Here is a 23881-nt window from a genome sequence, read left to right on the forward strand (position 1 = left end):
ATGAATATTCTAAAAGAAACTTTTGCTATGCTAAGACAGACATATAAGTGCCTGTTCAAAAAGGAGCATAAAAAGAGGCGAGTAGGTCGAGGCGGCGAAGTTTTCGAGCACCAGGTCGGTGAGCAAGACATCGGAGTGATCACTACTGTCTCGACGGATACTCTTCGTAGCTTAACTAGCAGAAAAAGAGACATTTGGTGCTAATACGTGAGGAGCGATAAACAAGCCAACGAGCTTTCCCAGGATGCGGTAACTCCTGCGTTCGCAACAGGACGTGGCGAACGCAGGAGTTCCTATTCTCCGACAGCTATTTTTAGCAGACTTTTTGAACCTCCTCTATAAGAAGAAAAGGCTTAGGGGTCAAAACCCTAAGCCTCGTTTTTTCACAATTTACATTACTGATTTCCTTCAGCCGCTTCAATTTCTTCTAACAATTTATCAAGAATAGCGGCTCCTTCTTCACCAACTTCATCACGATAGTAATCTTGCATAGGAATCGCTAGTTCTCTAAACGCATCTCTTTCATCTTCTGTAAGTGTATAAACTTCAGTTGGATTTTCATCATCTTCTTCAATGGCTGTAAGCAATTCTTCGTTCATTTCAATCTGCATGTCTTGAGCAACTGGGCGCATTTCTTCAACAGTCTCATCGACTGCGGCGCGAAGGTCATCTGGCAGTTCATTATAGAAGTCTGTGTTCACCGTTGTCATAGCAACATAAATGTTATGGTCAGAAACAGTCATGTGTTCTTGAACTTCATGAAAATTTGCATCCTCGATAAAGAAAATCGGGTTTTCCTGCCCATCAATGTTTCCTAATTGTAAACTTGAATACAGTTCAGCCCAGCTTAATGGTGTTGGGTCTGCCCCGTATTGTTCATAAGATCTAAGAATTAATGAAGATTCCTGCGTTCTCATTCTAAACCCTTCGAAGTCACTTGGTTGGCGGAGCTCAGTATGACCAGTCCACTGCATGCCACCCTCAGACCAGAACGCTAATGGTTTTACGTTGTATTCCTCATATTTTGCTGCTAAATCTTCATTTAGAGCTTCACTTTCATTTAATACCTCATAGTTTACATCTTCATCGTCAGAGAATAAAAATTGTAGTGCAAACAATTGCCCCTCATGAACTGTCGTACCTGTAAATCCGGGTGAAACGATTGCGAACTCGACTCCTCCGTTTTGAATCATTTCAAATTGATCGACTTCACTACCTAACCCACCAAACTCATAAACGGATGTAGTAATACGTCCGTCTGTTTTTTCTTCTAAAAGATCAGCAAATTCTTGGGCATATTCATACTGAAGCTGCCCTTCATACTCTTCAGTAGCAAAACGTAATTCGTATGTTTCTTCACCATCTCCACCAGAAGCCTCTCCATTATCCGCGCCGGCGTCTGTTTCTTCATCAGATCCGCACGCTGCCATAACTAACCCTAAAGAAAGAACGGTACTTGTAAGTAAGCCTTTTTTCTTAAACATGGTTTTAAAATACCCCCCATTATTTTTTTAAAACTAATAATCTTTGTTCAAAAAAGGGACAATGAAGTGATGACCCATTAACTTTTTGAACAACCCCTTTTATATGAAACCCACTCTTAAATTAGAGAAAATAAAGAAGAAAGAGTGAAATTTCCTCAAATAAAATGACGAGAATTCCTACAAACAACAATATAAAAATGTATGGTGGTGTCCCTTTGATAACATCTAGATAAGACTTGTTAAAGACCGCACTCGCTGTAAAAATATCAACACCAAATGGTGGGGTTGCAGAGCCTAAAGCGGCCTGGTAAGTGATAACAACTCCTAAGTGAACAGGGTCAATTCCCGCTTCCAAAGCCGGACGCCAGAAAATTGGTGTAAGGATCAGAATCACGACGATCGGGTCCACAAACATACATCCCACAAAGAAAAACAAAGCAACGATTAAAAGAACATAAAGTGCCGATGGATCTGTTCCAATCACAGCTTCTGTCAGCATCTGCGGAATTTGAGCATAGGAGATAACCCAAGAAAAGGCTTGACCTCCCGCCACTAAAATAAAAACCGCTGAAGTAACCAATCCAGTTGATAAGGCGATCCTTGGTATTTCAGTAAACTTAATTGAGCGATAAATAACTACCTCTAACACTATGGCATACAGCACAGATACCCCAGCAGCCTCGGTTGGCGTAAAGTATCCAGTATATATCCCACCAACAATAATAAATGGGAAGCCTAATGGTAATAACGCTCTAGCAGTTACTTTAAACCGGCTGTTCCATGGTACCAGATCTACCATAGGAATCTTGAATACCCGGGCATGTATGTAAGAATAAACAGCAAAACAGAAAAAGATTAGTACACCTGGACCTATCCCAGCAATAAATAAGTCTCCTGTTGAAGTCCCCGTGACAAATGCATAAATAATCATGCCAATACTTGGAGGAATTAACAAAGCAACATCACTGGCATTAATAATAAGGGCAATGGCACTCGAATCCTTATAGCCAACTTTTAGAAGCCGCTCACGCATCGGTTTACCAATTGCAACAACTGTCGCCTGCGTAGAACCCGAAATTGACCCAAACAGAGTACACGCTGCGGCAGTTGTAATTGCATATCCTCCGCGCAGATGGCCGACAAATGCTCCTACAAAATCTAGTAACCTTTTAGATGTTTTACCGGTTGACATAATATCTGCAGCAAATATAAAAAGTGGTACAGCAAGAAGAACATAACTTGATATTCCTTCTACCATTTGACTTGCCATCATCATTGGATCCAAATTGTCAAAGTAGATTAGTAAAACAACCAATGGTGCAACAATAAGAGGAATCATCATTGGAAAACCCATTAATAATAAAATCACCATGATGGCAACTAAAGTCCAAACCATGTTCGTTTCCTCTCCACATTCGTATTTTTATTGTTTATCATAATCCTTCTTTTCTTGAGCTAAATAAACTTCCTCATTCACGATGTTGACCCACGTATTCCGTAAAAATTGAATTCCTCCAAGGACAAGTCCTAAAGGTACGAACATGATCATAATCCAATATGGGAACTGTAATGAAGCTGTAGTTCTCCCTGTATTGTATATTGACATCATGTACTGATATCCCAAATAAGCGACAACAAATAAAACGAGCGCTGTAATAAGCGGATTTACTATAGATAACACTTTTTTTACTTTTTTAGGTACTGTGTCAAAGACGGCCGACATCGTAATATGTCTACCTTTTCGGGCCGCATAACTAATTCCCATAAATGTTGCCATGACCACAGCCATCTGACTAATCTCTTGAGAAAACGCCCAGCTGGACCCTGTTAATTCACGACTGATGACATTCCCAACGATCATGATCGAGATAATGATAATGGACCAGCTTAGAATCACTTTCTCAAACCAGATTAGAGCCCCGTCTATTTTTTTTATGACGTTCACATTTATACTCCTCCTTTTAAAAGCACTCTTATTTGGGTACTTGAGGTTTACTTAATGAATGAGAATATGTAACTTGAACTCCTTTTAGAAGTACAAATAATATTAATTAAAATTTCCGATGTTCCGCTAATATAAATCATATAGGAATAGGACTTTACACACAAAGACTGTGAATTTTCATATTGAGTGATTTTACAGAATATTTTACAACTTCATGACATGATATAGGTGCTGTGTAAAAATACTAGCTACAACTCTTGATTGGTCTAATTTCCTAAGGGACAGCAAATTCCTACCTTATAGTTGGATTCTTTTTATAAGTACAAAAAAGCACCTCCCCCAGAAGGAAAGTGCCTTTTTGTCTTTGTAAGGTTATAATTTCTCGTCTTTAAGTACTAGGTGTGAAGTGAAATCTATATTGTGCGTTGATGTAGATCACTTTGCTAAACAAGTACATTATTTTTTTGCCATTAAAGATACTGTTTCGGCGACTGTCCGCACCATAGCCCCGGTTCCCCCACGGGGCCCTAGTATATTCGAGCGCTCTTGCCATCCTGTTCCGGCGATATCTAGATGAACCCAGGGTGTATCTCCGGCAAACTCCCCGATAAAGAGACCTGCTGTAATCGCTCCTGCCTGTCTTCCGGGAGAGTTATTCAAGTCAGCCACATCTGATTGCCTTACTTTCTCTCGGTAAGCTTCATCATTTGGAAAAGTCCAAACCCTTTCTCCAGCCTGTTCAGCCGCTTCATTCACAGTGGCAATAAAGGATTCGTCATTTGTGACAGCTCCCGTTACAACATCGCCCAGTGCAACAACAGCTGCCCCAGTTAACGTTGCCACATCAATAAGTGCCCTTGCCCCCTCCCTTTTGGCGTAAGTAATGGCATCCGCGAGAATGAGGCGCCCTTCTGCATCTGTATTTAATACTTCAATCGTTTTCCCACTGAGGGATTGAATAACATCTCCTGGTTTTAATGCCTTTCCATTTACTAAATTTTCTGTAGAAGGAATGACCGCCATTACATTAATCCTTGGACGTTCATGAAGAACAATGCGCATGGCACCTAGAGTTGCAGCTGCTCCTCCCATATCCATTTTCATTGTTTTCATGCCTTCTCTTGTTTTTAATGAATAACCGCCCGAATCGTAGGTTAATCCTTTTCCGACTAGAGCTACGTCCCATCCGTCGGCACCCGGGTTTCCATAATATTTTATCGTAATAAAACGAGGTGGTTCTTCAGACCCCCTCGCTACAGCTAAAAGAGCTCCCATACCGAGCGAATTAATTTTTTCTTCACTAAAGACATCGACTCCAACATTTAGTTCTTCACCAAGCTTGATCGCCTCATCTGCCAAAATGGAAGGTGTCATTAAATTTGCAGGAGTATTGACTAACCTTCTCGCTTCATTCGTAGCTTTTCCTTTTTCATACCCCTTATCAAACGCCGCTTCTTTCTCAGCCTGTTTTTTTTCAGTAAACAATTGTAAAGAGAAGTTTTTAGACCGTGGTACCGCATCTGTCTTATACGTTTTCACATTATAGGAAGCTAAGGTCATTCCAGTTGCAAAAGAGGTTATGTACTTATTTTCCTCATGTTCATAAAAAATAGAATCCCAGTACAAAAATGCTTTTTCGACACCTTCTTTTACTAAAAATCGTTGAAGTTTCGCTCCAAGACGTTCCGTTTTTTTGATCGTCCATTTTTCTTTTTTTCCTAAACCTAAAATTACCAATTCTTGTGTATCATCAAAACTGAAAAAGTGTATTTTTCCTTCATAACCCCATAAAGGGTGCTTATTTACAATTTTATTTAACAGCTGATTTTCATTATTCTCCTCGCCATGAAAAATACCAACAATTCGTATTCCATCTACTCCCTCTTTCCAATTTTCAGTAGCCCATTGATAGTTAACGTTCACCTTTTCTCTCTCCTTTCTCCTACTTCAAAAATTAAGTGTAATCCAGCCTCTACTCCTTTCTCGATATATATTCAGATTCCTCTATAAAGTCAAGATCAAAAAAGTTCACTTCACGAAATCCCCTGGTTGTATGATATAATTATCGGTAAAATTATGAACACGGTATTTATGGGAACAGATAAAGGGTATAGATCACAATACAAATCTCTTTTTAGAAAGGAATCATTATAGTGACTGATTTACTCACAAATTTCCCCCTCTGGGCTGCATTAAGCGCTATATTTTTAGCACAATTTATCAAAGTTCCTTTACAATATATCGCTTCTCGGAAGTTCGACTGGACTCTCCTTACAAGTACAGGTGGCATGCCTAGCTCGCATTCAGGCGCCGTAACGGCTTTAGCTACTGCGATTGCTTTGGAAGAGGGATTAGGTTCTCCTTACTTTGCGATTACCGCCATTTTTGGCATTATCGTGATGTTTGATGCCACTGGCGTTCGCTGGCATGCAGGTGAACAAGCGACAGTCGTTAACCAACTCGTTACAGATTTTAATAAGCTCGTCGAAGAAATGAGAACCTGGCCTACTAAAGAAGAGCAGGAAAAACGAAAAGAACTAAAAGAACTTTTAGGTCACCAACCGATCGAAGTGTTTTTCGGCGGGTTATTAGGCATTATTTTGACATTTATTCTACACGCCCTCTTTTTTTAATAACCATTAACGTTTATGCAAAAAGGGTGAAAAAAAGAGCGGAGAAACACAATGCAAAGAAGCAGTTAGGATCCCATCACCTAACTGCTTTATATATATTTACTCGATCTTTTAAAGCGCTTAACATCTACGAATAACAGTTACCTTCTAAATACTTGGACAGCTTCATCTTCATTTAAGTCGATGAGTTCTTGGTCGGTTAGTTCTCCTTCACCCTTCTCTATTAAATAAACATCAATGGTTTGCTTACCCCACTGATTATAAACGTCATCTACTGTCTCATAATACAAATCAATCTTATTTCCCTTAATCGCAGAGCCAGTATCAGCAACCACCCCATATCCATATCCTGGAATGAATAAAATGGATCCAATCGGAAAAACAGATGGGTCTGCTGCAATCGTCGAATACAAATCCCGTTTTACTTTCACTCCGGAAAACGTTATTCCATATTGGGGATGATTTTCCTTCTTACCTGTTGATTCAACTCCCGCAGTATAACCTGTTGCCACTACACTATGTGCAGGATACTTGCTCCAATCATGAGATTCCTCCAGAGTAACTGGATTTGATCCAATACTTTCATGAGCGGTCCATGTTTTTTCGGATAAAGCAATGGGGAGGTTTCTACTTGTCAAGGTCGTTTGACGCTCTCCGGCTTCACTCATCATAATCGAGTGATTCCAAAAAAGGTCTTGCTTGGAAAACCAATGAACTATCTCCTCTTCCTGAACATCCGTTAAGTGAAAGAAGGTAGCGAACAACGCCCCTGTAAATAAACTGAATAACAATAGATTTTTCCCTGCTTTTTTAGCAGTGATCATCTTTTTCACTCTCCTCATTCTGACATCATGTCCAATACAGAGAGCAATTATTCAGATTTGATTGGTATCCTAAGGTAATGTTTCAGCCAGTTTGAATTGGCAAAAAAAGAACCGCCCTCAAATTGAGAGCGGAACCCTTGCTTACGGATACATAACAGGTGCGTTCGGTCCGAGTGGAAGACCTGTCATAATCCAAACGATAAACATAATCACCCACATAATCGTAAACGCAATGGAATATGGAAGCATTGTAGCCACCAACGTACCAATTCCAATCTTGCGGTCGTACTTTTGCGCAAATGCAATCACAATAGCAAAGTACGGCATCAGTGGTGAGATAACATTGGTTGTTGAATCTGCAATACGATAAGCTAGTTGCGTAGCTTCTGGTGAAATCCCCATCATCATCATCATTGGAACAAACACAGGAGCCATAAGAGCCCACTTTGCAGAAGCACTTCCAATAAAGAGGTTGATGATGCCCGCAACGATGATAAAGGCAATTAATAGAAGAATTCCTCCATCTTGTAAACCAAGCCCCTCAAGAAAAGCTGCACCTTGAACTGACATAACAAGACCTAAGTTTGTTTCAGCAAAGTAAGCTACGAACTGACCAGCTACGAATGCAAGAACGATATACATGCCCATTGCAGACATCGTATCAGACATCTGGTTTGCCACGTCTTTGTCAGATTTAATTTCCTTTGTTACACGCCCGTAAACATAACCTGGGACAAAGAACATAATTAAAATAATAGGTACAAGAGAATTAAAGAATGGCGACTGAATAATTTCACCTTCAGGACCACGCATCGGTCCCCACTCAGGAACAATGAGTAATGCAAGCGCAGCTAGAGTTACCACAAACGTAAACCCTGCTGCAAGTAAGCCTTTGCGTTCAATTGAAGTTAATTTTTCAGCTGTTTCACCTATACCGCCTTCATATTTCCCAAGTCGTGGTTCAATGATTTTTTCCGTTACTAACGTACCAATAATCGTAAGGAAGAAAACACTGGCAATCATGAAGTAATAGTTCATAGCAATGTTCATGCCTTCAGCGTAGTTCGCATCTAACAGCGCAGCAGCTGCAATTGTTAAATCGCCTAAAAGCGGATCTAGCGAAGTAGGAAGTAAGTTTGCACTGAAACCTGCTGATACACCGGCAAAAGCTGCGGCTAGTCCAGCTAAAGGGTGACGACCTAGGCCTGCAAAAAGAACAGCACCTAGAGGTGTGAGTACAACATACCCAGCATCTGCTGCCATACTTGACATAATTCCACCAAATACTAGAGATGCTGTAATCAATTGTTTAGGGACACTCATTACTAATGCTCTAAGCGCGGCTGTTATCAAGCCAGAGCGTTCAGCTATGCCGATACCAAGCATGGTTACAAGAACAGTACCTAATGGAGCAAAGCCTACAAAGTTCGAAACTGCGCTTTCGAACATATACTGAATTCCTTCAGCATTCATTAAACTTTGAACTTCAATAAGTCCTTCTTCTTCTGGATCAGGATGCGGAACAGCCGTACCTAACGCGGAAAAAATTCCAGATGCAATAATAACTAAAAGTGCAAATATAGCAAATAGTGTGACAGGGTGTGGTAATTTATTTCCTGTTCTTTCTATCCCATCCAAAGACCGCATAAGAAGTCCATTTTTATTATTATTTCCCATTGCAATCTCCCTTCCATCTATAGTTTCAATTCAAGGATAATCATTCTGTGATTATACGCATATTGACGTGGGCAATAAAGAGTTTTAGTAATATCCAAACTAAATGGAACATTTAAAATTTTCGCAACTATACGCTGGACTTCAAGTATCACAAGCAAAATGCACGAAGGGAACATGGATTTTTTACACATTTACAACAATGAACCCAACTAGTGGAGACTCACTAAAGTCACAAAATTAACCCCGCAAAAACAAAAAGGCTCTCAAAAGGTTGATATTCATCCTTTTGAGACACCCTCGAAGTTATTTGCACTATTTTATATATAAAACGTTTTTCTTCAGGACGGGCACGCGCAATACGAGTGTCATTGCCTGTTTATTTCAAGCCTATGATTCACATGTAAGTCGGCTCCTAAAACATTTGGTATCCTCGGTTTCGCAACATGCGGTTCGTAATCCCGGACAAAATGGCCCCAATCATACCTGAAGATAAAACAATGATATCGGCTGCCTTTAGATTGGCCAATTGTTGTCCCAATTCAGGAAATGCCACACCTGGTGCCGTAAAGTAAGTAAAAAAACCTACATTATCGATTATAAAAATAACGACAATTGGATATATGACAGCCATAACCCAAGTAGACCGAAGTAGCATATTTAATATAAAACCAATTCCAAAAAACAGAACTAAAAATAGAACGATGGAAATAATAAGCTGCGGAATGCTTAACACTGATAGTCTCCCCCTTACCAATAAACCTCTATATCAAGCTATAGTTTACTGCGTTTATCACCTCGCCGTCAAATACGAGACTACAATGAGAATATTAAGAAAATGAAAGTGCCTTGACGTCGAGCGACTAGCACTTTTTTCTAATTTAAATTAATTGTAATATCAAGTAAATACAGTAACAATATACATAAAGAAAGCTCTACCCAAAGGGCAGAGCACAATTTTCATATAAAACCAAAATGTTTATCTGTCTTCTCAGGAGGGTCATTCCTTCCGATTATGCCTTCCGGTACCGTGGCAGTGATCACAAGTTTCTGATCCACCGAGCAATAATTGAAAATACCCTTTCCCTGTACAATACACGCATTCACCTGGGTTCAATCTTCTTTTTGGAAATGCCATGGTAACTCCTCCTTTGATGTTTTACTCCAATATTTCTGAAGTTTCTGATAATATAACAAGTTTTCCTCTAATTAGTAAAGCATTAAATGAGCTGAAATCCCTTTATGTAAGCGTATACAACGCGCTTTTCCTTCCTCATTCTCTTCTTTTCAAAACTAAACAAAAAGTTCGGGGGACAGTCCCCCGAACTTTCTTTGTAAATATATTAAAATAGGTTTAGTTTTCCTTTTTTGAGAACAAGCGGCATTCCACCGAGCATAAATAGGTAGCGGTTGTCGATTAATTTTTTCATAGTGGATGCGGATGACCCATACACTTTTCTTGAACCAACAAGTCCGATAGCTTCTTTTCCGCCGAGTGAGGCAACTGTTCCTTTAATTTCTGGTTTGAATTCTTCCATTTCACCTTTTCCAGTGATGAGGTATTTTAAATTGTTAGCACAAGTATAGGCTTGCTGGATCGCAATTTGTGCTGTTGGTGGAAATGGACGATTAATCTCTTCGTTGATGATAAGCGCACAATCTCCGATGATGAAAGTATCCTCGTGGTTTGGTGCACGAAGGTCTTTCTCTACCTTCACACGGCCACGCATCGCTTCATATCCTGAGTTTTCAACAATCGCGTTTCCTCGAACTCCTGTCGTCCAAACAACGGTATGAGATTTAACCTCTTCACCATCATCTAGTAACACACCGTTTTCGGTCACTTCTTTAATCGGTGTGTTGATTTTGAATTCAACACCACGGCTTTCTAGAAGGTTCATGGCGTACTCGACTAACTCTTCATCGAAACCAGGAAGCGCTGTTGGTGCTGCTTCAACAGAAACAATACGTACTTTTTCGCGATCAATGTCGTATTCTTCACATAGTTCAGGTACACGCTCAGAAAGCTCACCGACAAATTCAATGCCTGTGAATCCTGCACCGGCAACAACGAATGTAAGATACTCTTCATGTTTTTCATCTTCATTGTTGTAGCTTGCGAATTTATATTCAATGTGTTCTCTGATTAGTCGAACAGAGTTTACACTGCGAATCGCAAACGCATGCTCTTCAACACCAGGAATTCCGAATGTTTCAGGTTCAGAACCTAATCCAATCACTAAGTAATCATAATCAAGCTCTCCATCTTCAAGGATCACTTTCTTTTCTTCACGTTTCACTTCTTTGACCGCATCTTTAACAAAGTTCACTTTGTTCGTATCAATGACGTTTTTAATGCGCATACGCGTTTTGTCGTGGTGTAATGTACCAGCTGCCGGTTCATGTAACCACGTCGTTTGATAATGATAATTATGTTTGTTGACTAATGTGATTTCCGCTTCCTGATGCATACCGGCTTTCGTTAAACGTGAAGCAGTCATGATCCCAGCGTAACCTGCACCTAAAATGACAATTCTTGGTTTCTTCTCCACAGTTCTCACTCCATTTTTCTTACTTACTCTCCATTTTTCCCGTCCTCTTCTAAAACAAGCGTGTGAAAATTACCCAATAGGAAGAGGATATTCAACCAAAACCATCGCCCAACAATCTTGACTTTAATTCTTTTGGTTTCTATTATTAAAAACAGAGGGTAAAAAGTTTGTGATGTTTTTCACGATATAAATTACAAAAAGACAAAGATTGATAAGTGCTGAAGTATAATTGTATTTTTTGATACCAATCTATAAACTCCACTTACAATCATATTCATTTACCTTTTAGATTTCAACCGTTTTATGACTTTTTTTTGAACATTTTCCTCTTATAATTATATTTACATTGAATATATTAATGGTGTTCCCACTATTGTCATATTTTTAACGTTATTACACAATAAAAGTCATTTCATTTATAATTTTCTGATTAGTTAGTAGAGTCACATGCTTTTTCTTTCCATCTATTCATTATATGTTTATACTAAAAGGTAGAAGCCATGTAAATTATCTTTGGAGGTGTAGGTTTTGTCAAAAGAAAGAGATATTTATGACATTACAATCATAGGGGGAGGACCTGTTGGTATTTTCACAGCTTTCTACGGTGGAATGAGACAGGCAAAGGTTAAAATAATCGAAGCTATGCCGCAATTAGGCGGACAGCTTTCGGCTTTGTATCCAGAAAAATTCATTTACGATATCGCAGGATTCCCGAAAGTACGGGCACAAGAGCTAGTAGACAGCCTTGTTGAACAGGCAAATCAATTTGAACAGACAGTCGTTCTCGAACAAGCAGTAGAGAACGTAGAAAAAGGCGAAGATGAAATTTTTACACTTACAACAGATAAAGAGGTACATTACTCTAAAACAGTTGTCATCACAGCCGGTGTAGGTGCTTTTAAGCCCCGCAAATTACAAATTGAAGGTGCAGAGCAATACGAAGGAAAAAACTTGCATTACTTCGTAAATGATTTGAATAAATTCGCAGGAGACCGCGTCCTCTTAGCAGGCGGAGGAGATTCTGCTGTTGACTGGACACTCATGCTTGAAGATATCGCTGAAGATATTACGATTGTTCACCGCCGTAATAAGTTCCGAGCACATGAACATAGTGTTAATCAATTAATGGATTCGGACAAAATTAACGTTCGCACACCATACACGGTTGAAAAGTTACACGGAGACGGTGAAAAAATTACCGCTGTTGATATTAAAGAGAAAGATAGTGATGATGTCGAAACGATTGAGGTTGATGCTGTGATCGTTAACTACGGATTCATTTCAGCTCTAGGACCTATTAAGGAATGGGGTCTCGAAATCGAAAAGAACTCCATCGTTGTTAATTCGAAGATGGAAACGAATATAAAAGGGATTTATGCTTCCGGAGATGTGGCCACCTATGATGGAAAAGTAAAATTAATTGCCTGTGGCTTTGGTGAGGCACCGATTGCAGTTAACAATGCGAAAGCTGCGATCGATCCGAAAGCAAAAGTATTTCCTGGGCATAGCTCAAGTATGTTCCCACAATAAATTGCATTCTGCGTACAGAAAGTTCAAGACTTCACAATAATATGTTATGCTCGCTTCCTTTATTCCGGAAGCGGGCTTTTATTTAGAAATTTTACGAGTTGTTTAGTTTTGAGGTTCTCATTCTGACCGTCCTAAACATATTTCGGTTTGCTAATTTTAGCGATAAATTCATAAAGCTCAAACAAAAAACCAACCCCGTCACTTGAGTTGGTCCTGTTCTCATTAACAATCTTCTGGCTTTCCTGCATTGGTTGCCGTTCGAAATGATGCTCCACACCCACACGATGCGATCGCATTCGGATTATCGAGGGTGAACCCTCCGCCCATCATGTTTTCTTTATAATCAATTTTTACACCATCCATAACTGGTCTGCTTTCTTTATCCATAACAATTTCAATTCCATGCAATTCAAATGTCTGGTCGTCATCATTAACTTCAGATTCAAAGCCCATTCCATAGGACAATCCGCTGCATCCGCCGCCTTTTACACCGACTCGAAGTAAGACATTTTCATCGTCCTCTTCTTTCATCATCTCTTTTATTCGGGTTGCTGCTGCTTCAGTAATATTCAGCATCGTTGCCCCTCCTTTCGTAGTCATATTATATCGTGTTCATCCTAAGCGTTCAAGAAATCAGAGCTTTTAAACCTTTATTTATAGTTAAAAAAATCACGTTTCGATGTCTAGCTCCAGGTCCAGCGGGAAAAACAACAACCTTTTATATCGGACAGAACATTTGCATGTTTCGGGTAAGGGTGCCTTGCACTTCTCTTGTGCTATCATTTTTAAGAAGCTCTTTTAAAGGGAGTCTTTTTTCTCTTTATATTGCATTAACAGGTTGTGACACCGATCAATTTCTTTACTGTATTCCAAAACCGAGGGATGGTCACGGCCATAGTCTTCCGCTGCTTTAAGCATACCTTCTCTTAGTATTTCAATTTCTTTTAGTAATACGTCAAGGTCAGGTAAAGTTTCTTCAGTTGTTCGATCCTTGCGTGTCTTTTTTATCATGTCCATCCCTCCTTACACTCAGTTATCTTTATTAGTGAATGTTACAACCAGAATAAAGCCGTCTTTTTCTAACATCCTTTATTATTATTTTACACTATTCATCTTGAAACTGAATAGGCAGAACCTTCATTCGTTCTACATTTCCACATTTCACTTCCCAAGTATTACTGTTTTACACGGTTAAGAAAATGATGATATGATAGACGAAGACTTTCGATTTACGAAATGCGTTCACTGAAGAGTAATTACAGGAACCGATAGATAAACATTTTACATAAGAATGGGGGAGAATCCATGTCAGTCTTGTTGATGGATCAGCAGTTAAAAGACATTCAAGACAAAGTTCAAAATGGAGAAAGGCTCACAATTGAAGACGGTTTGAAATTATATGAAACCGATGATTACCTTGCCGTTGCTCAGCTTGCAAACCAAGTAAATGAGCGTAAAAACGGTAAGAATGTTTACTTTATCGAAAATATGTATATCAACCCTACCAATGTATGTGAAGCGAGTTGTGCCTTTTGCGGGTTTAAGCGTAAACCCGGCGAAGAGGGTGCCTATACAATGAACGAGGAAGACCTTCTTAAATACGTGGAGGACCGTTGGAACGATAATATCCGCGAATTCCACATTGTTGGGGGACATAACAACGAAGTTCCATTTGACTATTACTTAGACACGATCCGTACATTGAAAAAGCATTATCCACAATGTACCGTAAAAGCTTACACTGGTGCAGAGATTGAATTTTTCTCTCGTATTTCCGGCCTTTCTATGAAAGAAGTTCTCCAAGAGCTTATCGATGCAGGTCTCGACACTCTCCCAGGGGGCGGTGCAGAAATTCTAACTGAACGTTATCGTGCAAAGATGAGTCCTGAAAAAGCGTCTACTGATGAATGGCTTGAAGCTCATGAACTCGCACACGAACTAGGTTTAAAAACACACGCGACAATGCTTTACGGCTCCATTGAAACAAAGGAAGAACGCTTGATTCATATGGACCGCCTACGTAAGCTTCAAGATAAAACAAATGGATTTATGGTTTTCATTCCACTAGCGATGCAACCGAAAAGTGTAAATGCGAGCTTAACAAGAAGAACTTCAGCTTATGATGATTTAAGAACAATCGCCATTAGCCGTTTAATGCTCGATAATTTTGATCATATTAAGGCTTATTGGATTAACATTGGACCTCAGCTTACGCAATTGGCCTTGTCCTTTGGTTCTTCTGATATTCACGGCACACTGATTGAAGAAAGAATTTCTCATTCTGCCGGCGCCCTCACGTCTCAAGGGCTTACTCGTAAAGAGTTGGTTCACTTAATCAAAGGTGCTAACAAAAACCCAGTTGAACGAGACACGTTCTACAATGTGATTAAAGAATATTAATTTGAAACCCGGCTTAGGTAAGCCGGGTTTCTTTTTTTGGTATTGGGTTTTTGGGTTCGTCAACATACAACAGCTTTTTTCTGATTTCACTTATACTCGCTTCTTTTTCGGATAATAAACGCCATCGCAGATCACTTCCGCAGGGCCCCGCATCCAGACTTCGTCGTTTTCATCCCAACGAATTGTTAAGTCTCCACCTGCTAAATGAACGACAATGTTTTCATTTTTTTTACTATGTCCATTTAAAATCGAAGCGACTGCGGCTGCACAGGCTCCTGTTCCACACGCTTGAGTTACTCCTGAACCTCGCTCCCATACGCGAAAATGGATTTCCCCAGGGGAAACGACTTCTACAAACTCTACGTTAACCCAGTCAGGAAAGCGGGCATCTTTTTCAATACGCGGCCCGAGCGTGATTAGAGGTGCTTCGTCAATGTTAGGAAGAAAAAACACCGCGTGAGGATTTCCCATCGATACCGCTGTAAGAGATAGCTCTTCTCCTTCAACATGAAAAGGCTCTGCCACCACTTGTGATGAAGGATTCCCTTTCATTGGGATACATTCCCGGTTTAATACAGGTCTCCCCATGTTTACCGTAACCTCTGGTGCACTTTCTTCTTGTACATGCACTTCTGCTGTCACAACTCCGCTTTTTGTTTCAATCGTCATGTTCTTTTTTTCATTAACAAGACCTCTTTCATAAGCATATCTCGCTACACAACGTAGACCGTTCCCACAATTTTTTGCTTCTGATCCATCGTTATTGAAGATTCTCATCCGTACATCAGCTTTCATTGAAGGGCCAATTAAAATTAAACCATCGGATCCGATACCCTCATACTGATCCGCTACTTCGATTGCAAGCGAAGAAAGCTCTTCTTCTACTAAGGGAACGTCAAATTCGTTTACATAAATGTAATTATTTCCAAGCCCATGTATTTTCGTAAATTTTATTGTCATTTGGACCCTCCTGTCCGTCAATTGATTTATTAACTCTGTTTTCTTAGCGGTTCTGTTGTCCAAAAGTAATCCTCATCAGCTTCTAAGATAACCATAGTCTTAAGACAGCACGGCATATTCAATCGTTGCTTAACTTGTTCTTTTGCTCGCTCTAAGTCGCGAAGCTTCATATTTGTAAGGACATTTTCTTCTCCGCAATACGGGCAAGTTGATACATAAATATCTCCCATTAGTTTTTCATATGGCCATGTATGATCAAAAGGAATGGGTTTCATCCGTTTTTCCTCCTCAAGTTTAAATGTTAGGCTGCTAACCAACATTGCTTCGTTTAACAAATAATAGCATCTTAATTAATGCTCTTAATTTCTTACTCATTATATAATAGAATAATACACGAAAAAACGCCTTACCACGAGTGTAAGGCGAAGGGGTAAAAGATGCTAAAACATCGGGTTTTCTTCAAGATATTTATAAATGTTATCATAAAGCTCGTCATTTGTATCTCCAGTTACGATGTCTCCGTTCACAAGAGCAAATCGTGATCTTGCACATTGCCCACAAAAACTTAAGCAACCATATTCGATAACATCGAGGTTCGGATCGCGTTCAAGTCGTTCTCTCACCTCTTGCGTTCCGCTTGCCAAGTTACTCACGCAAAATTCGATAATGGGTTTCAATTCGTATCACCTCTTCGATGGTCAACCATAATCCTATCGTCTCACTTTTTTAATGTCAACATGTATGCTTTTTAGTTGCCTAAAATATTCTTAAAAATGTTGTTATTTCGACAAAAAATTGATAAAATTTAATCGTACTAAAACGTTTACATATTTTTTCAACGTGTACTTAACTAATCACAGTGACCTATGTTACCACACGTGAAATAGAAGTCCACACATCAAAGAGGAGGCTGATCGTGTGCGGAATTTACTTATCTTAGGCGGTGGGTATGGCGGTCTTAGGGTCATACAGCGTCTACTAGCGTCTAAAGACATGAATGATACAAACATAACATTAATTGAAAAAGAAGCATACCACAGTTTGAAAACAGAATTTTATGCATTAGCTGCTGGTACTGTAGCTGACAAACACCTCCGTATTTCTTTTCCAAATGACGTTCGCCTTGAACTGAAGTATGAAGCCGTTTCCGAAGTTAATTTGGAAAAACAAGTCGTTGCTTTAGCCAATGGAGAGGAACTCCCTTTTGATGATTTAGTCATTGGACTCGGCTGTGAGGATAAATACCACGGTGTGCCTGGAGCAGACCAGTATACGTTAAGCATTCAAACGATGAGAAGATCCCGAAAGACATATCAAGTTCTGCAAGGAATCCACAATAACGGAACCGTAGCCATCGTTGGTGGTGGGTTAAGCGGCGTTGAACTGGCTAGTGAGCTTCGGGAAAGCCGACCAGATTTAAATATAAAATTATTTGACCGTGGGAAGAACATTTTATCCATGTTCCCGGCTAAGCTTTATAATTACGTTACAGAATGGCTAGTAGAAAATAATATTGAAATTATTAACGAGGCTAATATTACAAAAGTCGAAGAAAATATTCTTTATAACCACGACGAGCCTATCAACACTGATGCCATTATTTGGACAGCTGGAATTCAAGCGAACCAAATCGTACGTCAATTGGATGTAGACAAAGATACCCAAGGCCGAGTTAAAGTCACAAAGCACCATCATGCACCTGGTTATGAAAACGTCTTTGTTGTAGGAGACTGCGCACGCCTTGAGCAAGCACCTAGTGCTCAGCTTGCTGAGGCTCAAGCAGAACAAATTGCCATGCTGCTTCAGCAAAAATGGAATGGTGAAACTTGGCCCGATGAGTTGCCGCGCATAAAGCTAAAAGGCGTTTTAGGCTCCCTCGGGAAAAAACATGGCTTCGGGCTTATGGGTGAAAAGCCAATTACAGGTCGAGTTCCTCGTGTGCTGAAATCAGGGGTTCTTTGGATGTATAAACATCACTCAGGATCATGACAAATGAATGAGAAGCTGTCCTCTAAAAGGATCGCTTCTTTTTTTAACCCTTTTTATAAGAAAAGCGCAAGGCACCCTTACCCGACGACATGTAAATGTTCTGTCCGATAAAAAGTGCTTTTTACTTTTGTCGGGCAGGCTATTTGACACGAGTTGATGGCGCCTGGAGCTAGACACCGAAACGTAAGTTTTTATACTTAACTCTCAAGAAAAACCGCATAGCGGTCTTTTATTAAAAATAAAGAAAACTGCCTCTATCTTTAGAGACAGTTTTCTTTATCTTCAATAGTTTTTTATTTACCTCGTTTAGAAATTCATCCAGTACGCAGAGCAGCCCAATTCCAACTTCAGAAATCTTTCACTTCAAGCTGTGTTATTCAGATGCTTAGCTGGAAGCTTGTGAGAAATTATCTTCAGATTGAATATCCTCAATTTTTTTATAAATAACGGAAAGTTTTGGATTACCTTCAGCAACGACTTCACCGTTGAGAACAACGAGAGGATAGAAAAATTCATCGTCTAATATCCGTTCGGCATAATTCGACTGTTCTTCTCCTTGTGGTGCATCAATGTCACAATAGATAAAATTGAAGGCTTGGTCTGGAAATTTCCTCATAATCGCCGCTTCTAGCCACTCTTTCGTCTCAAAAGCTGATGGCAAATGAATGCAGCTGGCACATTTTATCTCAGCTCCATATATAGTAATAGTAATAGATGACAAAATATACAGCCTCCCCTCAGTAAACGTTTACATTTTCAGAAAACTTCTTATAACTTTATTTTAACATATATTTCAGTTATACTCACCGAGAATCTCCATTAAATAGGCTAGGGTGGATTTTCCAGTTGGAAATATAAAAATTCAAGCACGTTCATGGATTTTTTGACGTATGGATATTATAATGAAAGATAAAGAAAGGAGTGTTTTCGAATGGCAACAGAAATTAGCATGGAAGAACAAGTACAAGAAGTGTTAGATAAACTTCGTCCGTTCTTACTCCGTGATGGAGGAGACGTTGAACTCGTCGGTATCGATGAAGGTGTAGTAAAAGTACGGTTAATGGGTGCTTGTGGTTCTTGCCCAAGTTCAACAATCACTCTTAAAGCAGGTATTGAACGTGCTCTACTTGAAGAAGTACCTGGTGTAAAAGAACTAGAACAAGTATTCTAATAAACGTCGAGAAAAGCCTCTGCTATTCAAAAAGCAGAGGCTTTTTTGTACCTTAAGGAGGTTTAAAGCTTGGTGACAATCCATGACAGGAGATTATTCTTCTTCATACACTTCGTGATTGACTAGTGCTTTAGGCCGTTTTCCCTTTAAGGCTTCTGCAATGTTTTGACTCGCTAACTTAGCCATCGCTTCTCTCGTTTCAACACTGGCACTACCAATGTGAGGAAGTGCTACGACGTTAGGAAATGATAGCAGCGGATGATTGTTGTCAATCGGTTCACTTTCAAATACATCAAGACCAGCTCCGGCAATCTGTCCTTCTTCAAGCGCAGAGATGAGTGCTTGTTCGTCCACCAATCCACCTCGAGAAGCGTTAATGAACCGAGCTGTGGGCATCATTTTTTTGAACGAATCGTATGTAAAAAGATGTTTCGTATCAGATGTTAAGGGAGCTAAACAGACGATGAAATCCGCTTGTTGTAGTAGGTTATCAAAGGAAGCATACTTCGCTCCTACTTTTGTCTCGGCTTCACGATTACGAGAGCGGTTAAAATAAAGAATGTTCATATCAAATCCGGTTGCTCGTTTAGCCACTGCTGTTCCAATTCTCCCCATTCCTACGATGCCGATCGTTTTATGATGAACATCTGCTCCGGCTAACAGCATCGGTCCCCATTGATCCCAATGTCCTTCTTTCACGTAATCCACCGCTTCAGGTAAACGACGAGCAGTGGCCATTAATAACGCAAATGTTAGATCTGCTGTTGTTTCTGTCAACACGTCAGGCGTATTGCAAATAAGAATACCTCTGTTAGTCGCTTCGCTCACGTCAATGTTGTCATAGCCTACAGCCATATTTGAAATTACTTTTAAATTTTTAGCGCTTTTTAAAACTTCTTTGTCAATGCGGTCACTTACCATTGTAAGTAGCGCATCTGCTTTTTTTGCTTCTGCAATGAGGTGGTCGCTCGGAACAGGTTCATCTTCTTTTTCCCATACCACGACCTTTGCAAACTCTTTTAAAGGAGCAATTGTATTCTCCGGCAGCTTCCTTGTGATAAATATATAAGGTCTATTCTTGTCCATTAAATCTCCCTCCTTTCTCTTTAGTATACGTCTTATAGGTTTTTAAAAAAAGAAGGACTATCTATTTTGCTGAAGATAAAGCGATGGAGCTAAACATCGAAACGTAGATTTTGATACTTTCTTAACTTTTAGGAAAGACCGCATAGCGCAGCGGTCTTAAACAGCATTAGCTGCCGTTTTTTAAGTCCCAAGAATACCTTACCCTTGTGACGAGCGACGTGAAGGGAACTGTTTGCTGAAAGTTATCTTTGAATAATAGAACAGCGATAAATACTGTCCTTTTCTTATTCCAACCAGACCGGAAGCCTCATGCGAGAGCGATCATCCATCAAGTAGCGGATGACCTCGGATACTTTTCGTTCATAATTCCCGGAATGTTCAATAGCTTTTAAAAATTCCTTTTCAAGTGACACTTTCTTTTCTTCATCAACGGTCTGATAATAGGTTTCAATAATTTCAAAGTAATGTAAAGGGAACAACAACCGGGCGATCATGAGTTTTCGATCTACAGTCGTTAGCGGTCGCTCTTCTTCATAGGCAGATATAATCTCTGGAAACTGAGTAGCCATGTTCCGGTAATCACTAAAGTTATTTCGAAAATCTTCCCTAAGCCATTCTGCTAAGTCTCGGGTAAAGTGGTCAATAATGAATTGGCCGGGGACTTTAATGGAAGATGGGTGGCGTTCATCCACAGTTAACCAGGTCGTTTCGTTAAACCGCCGGTGGCAAATCGTATTTCCTTGCCCCATAGAACCGATACCGTCATCAATCGCAATATCATTCATTAATTGAATGGCATTTTCGCTTAAAGCCATATAGTACGGGTAAGTAAGCAAAAATGTTTGATCAAATGGTGTTTTGACCCTCTCACGTAATAATTGTGAATACCAGGACTCCATTTGGTCAAGGCGCCTTTCCCAACGTCCTTTCCATGATTGAGCTCCTAGTACCCCTTTCTTTCTTGATTGCATGCTATAATACTGGCCTCTCTGATGAAAAGCTGCCAGTTTTCTTCCGAGCGGTGCACTGGCTCTGATCACTTTTTTACTAGAGGGCAGTCGATACAAGCCCATTACAGTACCATCAAGGTCAACAGTGGGTTTGCCGTACTCCGTATTGACAAGTTCAGGAATACCCTCTTCCCCTTGCGATTGTAACCATTGCCCCATCTCTGATTGCTGCTGCAGTTGATCCTGATCATATTGAACTGGAGTTAATATATACTGTTCTCCATTTGCTTCAATAATCGTCTCGCTAAATGTATGCATAACCCCTTCTGCATATAATCTGTAATGGTCAAACAACGATCGTTCAAGCATCCTTTTCCCCCCTCCTCTTCAAACACTGTTCCAATAAACTATGATCATTCCATCCGTTTTGTGATAATGGCCTATCTTACAAACCACCGAGTAAAAAGTGTACATAAAGTCCAAACTATAGAATGAAAAATGAGGGACACATTTCTACCCCTGTCTTCATATACTTTTCCAAAAGATAATTGAAGGTGATGATACGATGGTTGAAAAGAGAGAAATGGATGTAGTAGAAAAAGTAGCTAGAAAATGGCTTCATGAACGTGGAGTGAAAATTGAAGATGTAGCAGAGCTTGTATATTTTTTGCAAGTTAAATATTACCCAGAATTAACCATGGATTTATGCCGAAGTAATGTGGACCGGGTCCTTGCAAAAAGAGAAGTACAAAATGCAATTTTAACCGGGATCCAGTTAGATAAATTGGCCGAAGAAGGAAAATTAGAAGCTCCTTTACAAGGCATTATTGAGCGTGATGAAGGACTATATGGTGTCGATGAAATCGTAGCCCTTTCTATTGTAAATGTGTATGGCTCCATCGGGTTTACGAACTATGGGTATATTGATAAAGAAAAGCCAGGAATATTAAAATATTTAAATGATAAGAAAAATGGCTGTCATACGTTTTTAGATGACATTGTCGGGGCAATTGCCGCAGCTGCTTCGAGCCGGCTTGCTCACAGTCAAGAGTCAACAGAATAAGAAAAGGGTATCTCTGGTATCTCAAAGGCCGGATAGCTCAAAAATCAAGTCCCCTCGCTCTATCACCTGATGCTCGCTGTAATGAGCTCACAGCGAGCTAAAATAACAAAATTTCACCTTTTGAAGTCCCTTTTTTTACTCCATTAGCCTTGAATTTAATCAAAAAATTTCCACTCATCTAATCCATTGATCGAATAAGTTGGTTGTTTTTTATAATTTGGAAGCTGCTCTTTTGAGGTAACTCCTGTATGAACAATAATCGTATCCATCTCTGCGTTAATACCAGCTAGAATATCAGTATCATAATTATCTCCTACCATAACGGTTTCATTTTTAAGTGTCCCGAGTGCTTCAAGGGCTTGGTTCATGATAATCGGTTCTGGTTTGCCAATAAAAATAGGTTCTGCACCAGTTGAAACAGTGATGACCGAAGTCAACGCTCCGTTCCCTGGTAATAACCCTCGCTCCGTCGGAATAGCCACGTCACCATTTGTAGAAATAAAAGCAGCACCATTTCGAACGGCTAGACAAGCAACTGAGAGTTTTTCATATGTAATGTTACGATCGATCCCAACGACGACAAAATCAACGTTTTCTTCCGCGAAACGAAACCCTTTCTCCTCAAGGGCTGTCTTTAACCCTTCTTCTCCAATCGTATAGACGGAAGCATTCGGTTTTTTTTCCACTAAATAATTCGCTGTAGCCATGCTTGTTGTAAAAACATGATCCGCTGTAGCCGGGATCCCCATTTGGACAAGCTTATCCGCTACTTTCTCCCTTGTTGTTGAAGAATTATTCGTGACAAACAAATAAGGAATGTTCCTTTTAGCTAACTCATTTACAAACAACGCAGCTTCTTCAATTTTTTCTGAACCTCTATACATCGTTCCATCTAAATCTATTAAGTACCCTCGATATTTTTTCATCGAACTGCAACCTCCTTAATATGAGTTTAAGCTTTTGGTGGTTAATCGGTTTTATGAGGTAAAAATGCAGAAACTGGGCCAAGCTCATTTTCCAAATACATCCTCACTTTTCCGGGGAAACGAAGGAGAACTGGCATCCCCTTTTCAAAATCAGACTGTAGCTTCTGATGGTCAATATCTGTATAATCCTGGAGCAATGTTTTTCTCCAAGGCAACAGGCGTTTTATTTCTTTTCCTTCTTCCTCTTGAATGACGCGTTCGTCGAGGAGTATTTCCACAATATCCTCAAAACTACCCGGATCTCTCATAATAAACCCATCAATCATTTGGTTTCCAACGTCCATCATCGTCTCAATAATCATGTGACCGGCTCTCTCTAAAATAAGGGCAGAACTGTTAAGATCTTGATGATGCTGATCTGCCATATGACTTAGCAGCTTTTCTAAATAAATTAATCGCTTTTCAATTAACTCTCTATCAACAAAATACATGGTCATCACCTATCCTTAATAATCTCGAATTAGTATAACACATTTAGCATTTACCAAATAAATCTTTCACAAAATAACCCGATTATGATTTATTTAGTACGTATTTTTTGTTATTATGATGAGGGATTGCTTCGTTTTTTACACTCGCTCAAGAGAACGATCGTAGAGCAACGCATTTATATGTTAATAATACAACTGGAGGA

25 protein-coding genes are annotated in these 23881 nt (G+C 39.7%); 6 read left to right on the forward strand and 19 right to left on the reverse strand.

Annotation, left to right across the window (positions count from 1 at the left end; translation table 11 throughout):
* Positions 1 to 395: 395 nt before the first annotated feature.
* The 4 genes from dctP to CDZ94_RS10105 all read right to left on the reverse strand — a co-directional run bounded on the left by dctP (position 396) and on the right by CDZ94_RS10105 (position 5352).
* Positions 396 to 1484 carry a TRAP transporter substrate-binding protein DctP gene (gene dctP, locus CDZ94_RS10090; protein ID WP_096436659.1) on the reverse strand — a complete coding sequence of 363 codons (1089 nt, stop codon included), beginning with the start codon at positions 1482 to 1484 and terminating at the stop codon, positions 396 to 398.
* A gap of 121 nt (positions 1485 to 1605) precedes the next feature.
* Positions 1606 to 2880: a TRAP transporter large permease gene (locus CDZ94_RS10095; protein WP_096436661.1), complete on the reverse strand. Its 1275-nt coding sequence runs from the start codon at positions 2878 to 2880 to the stop codon at positions 1606 to 1608.
* Positions 2881 to 2907: 27 nt separating this feature from the next.
* Positions 2908 to 3429 carry a TRAP transporter small permease gene (locus CDZ94_RS10100; RefSeq protein WP_096436663.1) on the reverse strand — a complete coding sequence of 174 codons (522 nt, stop codon included), beginning with the start codon at positions 3427 to 3429 and terminating at the stop codon, positions 2908 to 2910.
* Between the two features lie 456 nt (positions 3430 to 3885).
* Positions 3886 to 5352: a leucyl aminopeptidase gene (locus CDZ94_RS10105; RefSeq protein WP_096436665.1), complete on the reverse strand. Its 1467-nt coding sequence runs from the start codon at positions 5350 to 5352 to the stop codon at positions 3886 to 3888.
* Between the two features lie 230 nt (positions 5353 to 5582).
* Here CDZ94_RS10105 and CDZ94_RS10110 point away from each other — a divergent pair, with 230 nt between their 5' ends.
* Positions 5583 to 6062, forward strand: coding sequence for a divergent PAP2 family protein (locus CDZ94_RS10110; RefSeq protein WP_096436667.1), 480 nt, complete (start codon positions 5583 to 5585; stop codon positions 6060 to 6062).
* A gap of 140 nt (positions 6063 to 6202) precedes the next feature.
* On the opposite strand, the gene CDZ94_RS10115 is transcribed toward CDZ94_RS10110, so the two are convergent.
* The 5 genes from CDZ94_RS10115 to CDZ94_RS10130 form a co-directional block, all read right to left on the reverse strand.
* Positions 6203 to 6886: a 3D domain-containing protein gene (locus CDZ94_RS10115; RefSeq protein ID WP_096436669.1), complete on the reverse strand. Its 684-nt coding sequence runs from the start codon at positions 6884 to 6886 to the stop codon at positions 6203 to 6205.
* Positions 6887 to 7027: 141 nt separating this feature from the next.
* On the reverse strand, positions 7028 to 8563 hold the full coding sequence (locus tag CDZ94_RS10120) for an AbgT family transporter (protein WP_096436671.1): 1536 nt from the start codon (positions 8561 to 8563) through the stop codon (positions 7028 to 7030).
* A 412-nt stretch (positions 8564 to 8975) separates the two neighbouring features.
* A complete protein-coding gene (locus CDZ94_RS10125; protein WP_096436673.1) occupies positions 8976 to 9296 on the reverse strand; it encodes a YuiB family protein in 321 nt (106 codons plus the stop codon).
* 264 nt (positions 9297 to 9560) lie between these two features.
* Positions 9561 to 9698 (reverse strand): YuiA family protein, encoded by a 138-nt coding sequence (locus CDZ94_RS21350; RefSeq protein ID WP_157911743.1) that lies wholly within the window; start codon positions 9696 to 9698, stop codon positions 9561 to 9563.
* 205 nt (positions 9699 to 9903) lie between these two features.
* The gene (locus tag CDZ94_RS10130) at positions 9904 to 11112 is read right to left on the reverse strand and encodes an NAD(P)/FAD-dependent oxidoreductase (RefSeq protein WP_096436675.1); all 1209 of its coding nucleotides are present in this window, start codon (positions 11110 to 11112) and stop codon (positions 9904 to 9906) included.
* 528 nt (positions 11113 to 11640) lie between these two features.
* Between CDZ94_RS10130 and CDZ94_RS10135 the strand changes: the two genes are divergently transcribed.
* Positions 11641 to 12642 (forward strand): NAD(P)/FAD-dependent oxidoreductase, encoded by a 1002-nt coding sequence (locus CDZ94_RS10135; RefSeq protein ID WP_096436677.1) that lies wholly within the window; start codon positions 11641 to 11643, stop codon positions 12640 to 12642.
* A gap of 222 nt (positions 12643 to 12864) precedes the next feature.
* On the opposite strand, the gene CDZ94_RS10140 is transcribed toward CDZ94_RS10135, so the two are convergent.
* On the reverse strand, positions 12865 to 13218 hold the full coding sequence (locus CDZ94_RS10140) for a HesB/IscA family protein (RefSeq protein WP_096436679.1): 354 nt from the start codon (positions 13216 to 13218) through the stop codon (positions 12865 to 12867).
* Positions 13219 to 13440: 222 nt separating this feature from the next.
* Positions 13441 to 13653: an aspartyl-phosphate phosphatase Spo0E family protein gene (locus CDZ94_RS10145; protein WP_100832793.1), complete on the reverse strand. Its 213-nt coding sequence runs from the start codon at positions 13651 to 13653 to the stop codon at positions 13441 to 13443.
* 294 nt (positions 13654 to 13947) lie between these two features.
* On the opposite strand from CDZ94_RS10145, the gene mqnE reads away from it, so the two are divergent.
* The gene (mqnE, locus tag CDZ94_RS10150; RefSeq protein ID WP_096436683.1) at positions 13948 to 15042 is read left to right on the forward strand and encodes an aminofutalosine synthase MqnE; all 1095 of its coding nucleotides are present in this window, start codon (positions 13948 to 13950) and stop codon (positions 15040 to 15042) included.
* A gap of 90 nt (positions 15043 to 15132) precedes the next feature.
* Here mqnE and dapF read toward each other — a convergent pair whose 3' ends face one another.
* The 3 genes from dapF to CDZ94_RS10165 form a co-directional block, all read right to left on the reverse strand.
* A complete protein-coding gene (dapF, locus tag CDZ94_RS10155; RefSeq protein ID WP_096436685.1) occupies positions 15133 to 16002 on the reverse strand; it encodes a diaminopimelate epimerase in 870 nt (289 codons plus the stop codon).
* Positions 16003 to 16031: 29 nt separating this feature from the next.
* Entirely contained in the window at positions 16032 to 16277 is a 246-nt protein-coding gene (locus CDZ94_RS10160; protein ID WP_096436687.1) for a hypothetical protein, read from the reverse strand.
* Between the two features lie 165 nt (positions 16278 to 16442).
* Complete coding sequence (locus CDZ94_RS10165) at positions 16443 to 16679, reverse strand: YuzB family protein (protein ID WP_096436689.1); 237 nt, start codon at positions 16677 to 16679, stop codon at positions 16443 to 16445.
* A 241-nt stretch (positions 16680 to 16920) separates the two neighbouring features.
* Between CDZ94_RS10165 and CDZ94_RS10170 the strand changes: the two genes are divergently transcribed.
* Entirely contained in the window at positions 16921 to 17991 is a 1071-nt protein-coding gene (locus tag CDZ94_RS10170; protein WP_096436691.1) for an NAD(P)/FAD-dependent oxidoreductase, read from the forward strand.
* Positions 17992 to 18376: 385 nt separating this feature from the next.
* On the opposite strand, the gene CDZ94_RS10175 is transcribed toward CDZ94_RS10170, so the two are convergent.
* Positions 18377 to 18715: a YuzD family protein gene (locus CDZ94_RS10175; RefSeq protein ID WP_096436693.1), complete on the reverse strand. Its 339-nt coding sequence runs from the start codon at positions 18713 to 18715 to the stop codon at positions 18377 to 18379.
* 207 nt (positions 18716 to 18922) lie between these two features.
* Here CDZ94_RS10175 and CDZ94_RS10180 point away from each other — a divergent pair, with 207 nt between their 5' ends.
* Positions 18923 to 19162 carry a NifU family protein gene (locus CDZ94_RS10180; protein ID WP_096436695.1) on the forward strand — a complete coding sequence of 80 codons (240 nt, stop codon included), beginning with the start codon at positions 18923 to 18925 and terminating at the stop codon, positions 19160 to 19162.
* Between the two features lie 93 nt (positions 19163 to 19255).
* Here CDZ94_RS10180 and CDZ94_RS10185 read toward each other — a convergent pair whose 3' ends face one another.
* Together CDZ94_RS10185 and yutH are read right to left on the reverse strand one after the other, a co-directional pair.
* Positions 19256 to 20248 carry a 2-hydroxyacid dehydrogenase gene (locus CDZ94_RS10185; RefSeq protein ID WP_096436697.1) on the reverse strand — a complete coding sequence of 331 codons (993 nt, stop codon included), beginning with the start codon at positions 20246 to 20248 and terminating at the stop codon, positions 19256 to 19258.
* A gap of 284 nt (positions 20249 to 20532) precedes the next feature.
* Complete coding sequence (gene yutH / locus CDZ94_RS10190) at positions 20533 to 21567, reverse strand: spore coat putative kinase YutH (RefSeq protein ID WP_096436700.1); 1035 nt, start codon at positions 21565 to 21567, stop codon at positions 20533 to 20535.
* 196 nt (positions 21568 to 21763) lie between these two features.
* On the opposite strand from yutH, the gene CDZ94_RS10195 reads away from it, so the two are divergent.
* The gene (locus tag CDZ94_RS10195) at positions 21764 to 22261 is read left to right on the forward strand and encodes a phosphatidylglycerophosphatase A family protein (protein ID WP_232735701.1); all 498 of its coding nucleotides are present in this window, start codon (positions 21764 to 21766) and stop codon (positions 22259 to 22261) included.
* 155 nt (positions 22262 to 22416) lie between these two features.
* Here CDZ94_RS10195 and CDZ94_RS10200 read toward each other — a convergent pair whose 3' ends face one another.
* Positions 22417 to 23187 carry a TIGR01457 family HAD-type hydrolase gene (locus CDZ94_RS10200; RefSeq protein ID WP_096436702.1) on the reverse strand — a complete coding sequence of 257 codons (771 nt, stop codon included), beginning with the start codon at positions 23185 to 23187 and terminating at the stop codon, positions 22417 to 22419.
* A gap of 41 nt (positions 23188 to 23228) precedes the next feature.
* The gene (locus CDZ94_RS10205; protein ID WP_096436704.1) at positions 23229 to 23678 is read right to left on the reverse strand and encodes a DUF86 domain-containing protein; all 450 of its coding nucleotides are present in this window, start codon (positions 23676 to 23678) and stop codon (positions 23229 to 23231) included.
* Positions 23679 to 23881: the final 203 nt, after the last annotated feature.

Origin of the sequence: Alteribacter populi, from assembly GCF_002352765.1 — a bacterium.
Classification (GTDB): Bacteria; Bacillota; Bacilli; order Bacillales; family Salisediminibacteriaceae; genus Alteribacter; species Alteribacter populi.